This is a genomic window from Actinomyces polynesiensis (assembly GCF_000820725.1).
GTDB lineage: Bacteria > Actinomycetota > Actinomycetes > Actinomycetales > Actinomycetaceae > Pauljensenia > Pauljensenia polynesiensis.
Window position 1 is genome coordinate 1 of sequence record NZ_CCXH01000235.1, and the last position, 5,111, is coordinate 5,111.

At 73.8% G+C, this 5,111-nt stretch carries 4 protein-coding genes; 3 read left to right on the forward strand and 1 reads right to left on the reverse strand.

The window, feature by feature from the left end; translation table 11 throughout:
- The coding region (locus TA90_RS14665) for a PspC domain-containing protein (protein WP_147513458.1) at positions 1-852 on the reverse strand (852 nt) is incomplete at its 3' end.
- Positions 853-1,218: 366 nt separating this feature from the next.
- Between TA90_RS14665 and TA90_RS10005 the strand changes: the two genes are divergently transcribed.
- The 3 genes from TA90_RS10005 to TA90_RS10015 all read left to right on the forward strand — a co-directional run.
- Positions 1,219-2,613 (forward strand): ATP-binding protein, encoded by a 1,395-nt coding sequence (locus tag TA90_RS10005; protein WP_082031622.1) that lies wholly within the window; start codon positions 1,219-1,221, stop codon positions 2,611-2,613.
- Complete coding sequence (locus TA90_RS10010) at positions 2,610-3,260, forward strand: LuxR C-terminal-related transcriptional regulator (protein WP_043536110.1); 651 nt, start codon at positions 2,610-2,612, stop codon at positions 3,258-3,260. Before TA90_RS10005 ends, TA90_RS10010 begins: the two co-directional genes overlap by 4 nt.
- Before the next feature lie 82 nt (positions 3,261-3,342).
- Positions 3,343-5,111, forward strand: a 1,769-nt coding sequence (locus tag TA90_RS10015) for an ATP-dependent helicase (protein WP_231550720.1), incomplete at its 3' end; no start/stop codon positions are given.

Below are 5,111 nucleotides of genomic sequence, written 5' to 3' on the forward strand. Positions count from 1 at the left end.
CGCCGCACCGGGCCGCGCGGACCCCTGCTGTGCCGGACCGGGCTGCCAGGCAGGGGGCGTCTGCCAGGAGGAGGACCCGGTGCCGGGGACGCCGGACCCGTACGCGCCCGGGGTCCCCTGCCAGGGTGCCGAGGGGGGGTACCCGCGATTGCGGGATCCGGTGTTCGCGATGATCACGACGACGGTGATCGCCGCGACGAGGGCCAGGGACCACAGGAACCATCCCGATCCGTCGGGGAGGAACCACGGGAACAGGTTGCCCAGGCCGAGCAGCACCATGACCAGGGCGCCCAGCTGCGCGACGTCGTAGCGCCCACGCGTCAGCTGCTCCAGGTGGATGCGGCCGTCGGCCTGCTCGGGCAGCAGTGCCCAGGCGGCCCCGTAGGCGACCCAGACCGGGCCGAGGAACAGACCCAGCACCACGGTGACGGCGCGGATCAGCCCGACGTCCCAGCCCGTCCGGGCGGCGATGCCGGAGCAGACACCACCCAGGACCCGCTGGTCGCCCCGGTACCAGCCCGAGTGGCGCAGGGACTCGAAGAACCCGTGGCCGCTCGGCGCGGGCGGGGGAGCAGTGGGACTCCAGGGCGGCACCTGGGCGCCGTCGGCCGCCTGACCGGAGGGCGGCGTCTGCCAACCACCGGCGCCGCCGGCGTACCCCCCCGCACCCCCGGGAGCGGACTGGGCGGGCGGTTCCGTCTGCCATCCGGGCGTCCAGCCGGCGTCGGGCGTCCACCCGGGACCGGGCGTCCGGCCAGGATCGGGTGGACCGTCGGGGCGTCCACCCGACGAGGGGGGAACGTGGTCGTCATGTCCGGGCCCGTGGGCTCCGGTGGGGTCATTCGTGCTCATGTGACCACTGTGCCGTCCGTCCGACCCCTCCCACCATTGGGGGACCCCCTGATCCTTCCCTGATCGGTGTCCGCCGGGGTGGGCGCACGCCGGAGCGGATGTGAAGATGGTGGGGTGAACCCCCCGGCACCCACCTGGCCCCCGACCCCGCCCACGGCGGGGGCGGCGACCTCCGGCGTGTACTCCGCGCAGGGGACGTCGGGTGAGGGGGCCACCCCCGGGCAGGACGGGACTGGGTGGGCGACCGGGACTGGGTGGGCGACCGGGACCGGGTGGGCGACCGGGACCTCCACGGGGCAGTGGGTCCCGCCCTCGTCGGCACCCCCGCGCCCCCCGCTGCGGCGCGCCACCTCCCACTCACCCGACATGCCCACCCCGTGGGTCGGGGGTGTCTGCTCGGGCATCTCCGTCCACCTCGGCGTGCCCGTGTGGGCGGTGCGCACGACGATGGCGCTGCTCCTGCTGATGTGGGGGTCCGGTGCCCTGCTCTACCTCTGGCTCGTGCTCATGGTCCCCGTGGACGGGGCGGCGGAGGCGTCGACGCGCACCGCCCGCCTCGGGCGCTCCCTGGTACGGGTGGGGTCGGACCGCGCCCGTGACACGGCGCGCAACCAGCTGCTCGTCGCCGGGGTGGCGGCGGTCAGTGTCGCGCTCGCGGCCTACCTGCTGCTCGGGGCCGGACACGTGGAGCCGCGCGACATCCTCGCCGCCCTCGCGATCCTGGCGGGCCTGGGCCTGGTGTGGAGCCAGGGCGCCCACCTGCGGGAGTGGCGCTCCCCGAAGGTCGTGGCGTTCATCGGTGGGGGCAGCGCGCTCATGCTGGTCGGCGCCGTCCTGTTGGTCTCGCGCACCGACAACGTGCGCGCGCTCACCCGCGGTGGACTCATCGGGGTGGTCGTGGCCGTCGGCCTCGTGGTCGCCCTGGCACCGCTGTGGTTCCGGATGTCCTCCGACATGTCAGCCGCCAGGGAGGAGCAGGTCCGCGACGCCGAACGCGCGGACATCGCCGCGCACCTGCACGACTCCGTCCTGCAGACCCTGACCCTCATCCGCGCCTCCGCCGAGGACCCGACCCGGGTCCGCGCGCTGGCCCTCACCCAGGAGCGCGAGCTGCGGTCCTGGCTCTACACCGGCCACGAGGCCCCCTCGACCTCGCTGGCGGAGGCACTGCGTGAGGCGGTCGGGCAGGTCGAGTCCACCTACGGCGTGGCCGTGGACGTCGTGACGGTGGGGGACGTCGTGCCCGGGCCCGCCGAACTCGCGCTGGTCGCCGCGGCCGCCGAGGCCGTCACCAACGCCGTGCGCCACGGCGCGCCCCCCGTCTCCGTCTACTGCGAGGTCGACGAGGGCGGGGCGGAGGTCTTCGTCAAGGACGCCGGCTCCGGGTTCGACCCCGACGCGGTCCCCGAGGACCGCCACGGGGTGCGCCACTCGATCATCGGGCGCATGGGCCGGGTGGGCGGGTCCGCGCAGATCCGTCCCCGTGACACCGGCACCGAGGTCCACCTGTGGGCCCCGCGCAGCCCGTGCCCGGACGGTGCGACCGCCTCGGGACCCCTGGCGACCTCGGCGGGCGGGGAGGGGTCGGTCCCCTCCGGGGCACCGGTGCCTCCCTCGCCCGAACCCACGCCGGTGTCCGGTTCTGCCCCCGCCTCCGGCCCCACCCCGGCGCCCGACCCCACTGCAGTGCCCGACCCGACCGCGGCGCCCGATCCCCGGGAACCCGACCGGGGCACACCACGACCCCAGGAGGACCGATGACCATCCGACTCGTCGTCATCGACGACCACCCACTCGTGCGTGCGGGGGTGCGCGCCGAGCTCGAACAGGCCGGCGCCGACCTCGAGATCGTCGGCGAGGCGGCCGACGTGGAGGGGGCGGTCGCCGCCTGCCACGAGCTGCGCCCCGACGTCGCCCTGCTCGACGTCCACCTCCCCGGTGGGCAGGGCGGTGGCGGTGCCGAGGTCGCGAGTTCCTGCTCCGACGTGGAGGGCCTGCGCTTCCTGGCGCTCTCCGTCTCCGACGCCCCCGAGGACGTGGTCGCCGTCATCCGCGCCGGCGCGCGGGGCTACGTCACCAAGTCGATCACCACCGCGGACCTCGTGGAGGCCATCCATCGGGTCGGGGCGGGTGACGCCGCCTTCAGCCCGCGCCTGGCCGGCTTCGTGCTCGATGCCTTCGGCACCCACGAGGTCGCCGCCCGCGACGACGAACTCGACCTCCTCAGTGCCCGGGAGCAGGAGGTCATGCGCCTCATCGCCCGCGGCTACACCTACAAGGAGGTGGCCAGCGAGCTGTTCATCTCCATCAAGACGGTGGAGACCCATGTCTCGGCGGTGCTGCACAAGCTGCAGCTGTCCAACCGCAACGAGCTGACCCGCTGGGCGGTGCGTCGCAACATCGTGTGACCGGTGCGGCCCGGGCCCCGGGCGCCGTCGGCGGTGGATGGCGCTCGGGGGTGCCCATGCCCTGGCCTAGAGTGGGACCGCCATGGACCTCGACTTCTCCCGCACACGGGGCCGCGCGGCGCGCGGCCGGCAGGGCACCGACCGCCTTCGCCCCAGTTCCTCCGACGAGGCCGGGCGCGCGCCCGTCCTGCCCGATCTCGGACCCGCCCTCGTCGACCGGGAACCACCGGTGTGGGACGAGGACGGCTACGCGGAGGGGCCGGGTGACCCCTGGGCCGATGTCGACCTGGGCGCGGCGCCCGCCCCCGACACCGACGCCCTGCTGCGCGGTCTCAACGACCGCCAGCGCGCAGCCGTCGTCCACGAGGGTGGCCCCCTGCTCATCATGGCCGGTGCCGGCTCCGGCAAGACCCGGGTCCTCACCCACCGCATCGCCTACCTGCTGGAGACGGGCCGGGCGCGGCCGGGGGAGATCCTGGCGATCACCTTCACCAACAAGGCGGCCGCCGAGATGCGTGAGCGCGTCAGCGACTTGGTCGGCCCGGATGCCCGGCGCATGTGGGTGTCCACCTTCCACTCGGCCTGCGTGCGCATCCTGCGCGCCGAGCACGACGCGGCGGGACTGACGTCGACCTTCACGATCTACGACGCCCAGGACTCCCAGCGGCTGCTGCAGATGGTCCTCAAGGCGCACGACGTCGACATCAAGCGTTTCTCCCCGAAGCTGGTCGCGGGGAGGATCTCCGACCTCAAGAACGAACTCATCGGGCCCGAGGAGTACGCCGGGACCGCGCCCAACGACCCCGTGTCCAAGGTGGTCGTGGAGGCCTACCGCGACTACGACAAGCGCCTGCGCCAGGCCAATGCCCTGGACTTCGACGACCTCATCATGCGCACCGTGCGCCTCCTGCAGGACAAGCCACTCGTCGCCGAGCACTACCACCGCCGCTTCCGCCACGTCCTGGTCGACGAGTACCAGGACACCAACCACGCCCAGTACGTCCTGGTGCGGGAGCTCGTGGGCGAGGGACACGACGGAGTGGCACCCGCGGAGCTCACGGTCGTCGGGGACTCCGACCAGTCCATCTATGCCTTCCGCGGTGCCACCATCCGCAACATCGAGGAGTTCGAACGCGACTTCCCCGGCGCCACCACCATCCTGCTGGAGCAGAACTACCGCTCCACCCAGAACATCCTCTCCGCGGCCAATGCCGTCATCGCGCGCAACCAGGGGCGCCGGCCGAAGAACCTGTGGACCGCCTCCGGGGACGGGCCGCTCATCACGGTCGACGCCGCCGACTCCGAGCACGACGAGGCCCGCTTCGTCGTCTCCGAGATCGACCGCCTCAGTGACGAGGGCGTGGACTGGGGGGACATCGCGATCTTCTACCGCACCAACGCCCAGTCCCGCGCCCTGGAGGAACTGCTGGTCCGCTCGGGCATCCCCTACCGGGTCGTGGGGGGCACCCGCTTCTACGAGCGGCGCGAGGTCAAGGACGCCCTGGCCTACCTGCAGGCCGTGGCCAACCCGGATGACACCGTCGCGCTGCGCAGGGTCATCAACACGCCCCGACGCGGGATCGGGGCGAAGGCCGAGGAGGCGTTGGTCGCCCACGCGGACCGTTACGGGGTGTCATTCGGGCAGGCGCTGCGCCACGTGTGGATCGGACAGGGTCGACCCGCGGGCGAGGGCGAGGGCATCGAGGTGCCCGAGGTGGCGGCTCCCGCGGAGGCGGGCGCTGCCCCGGCATCCCCGCAGGACGGGGGCGCCGCCGTCGTGGTCCCCGAGGAGGGCACGGCCGGGGTCTCGGGTCCGGTCAGTGCGGGGGGTGCCGCACCGAACGTCGACGG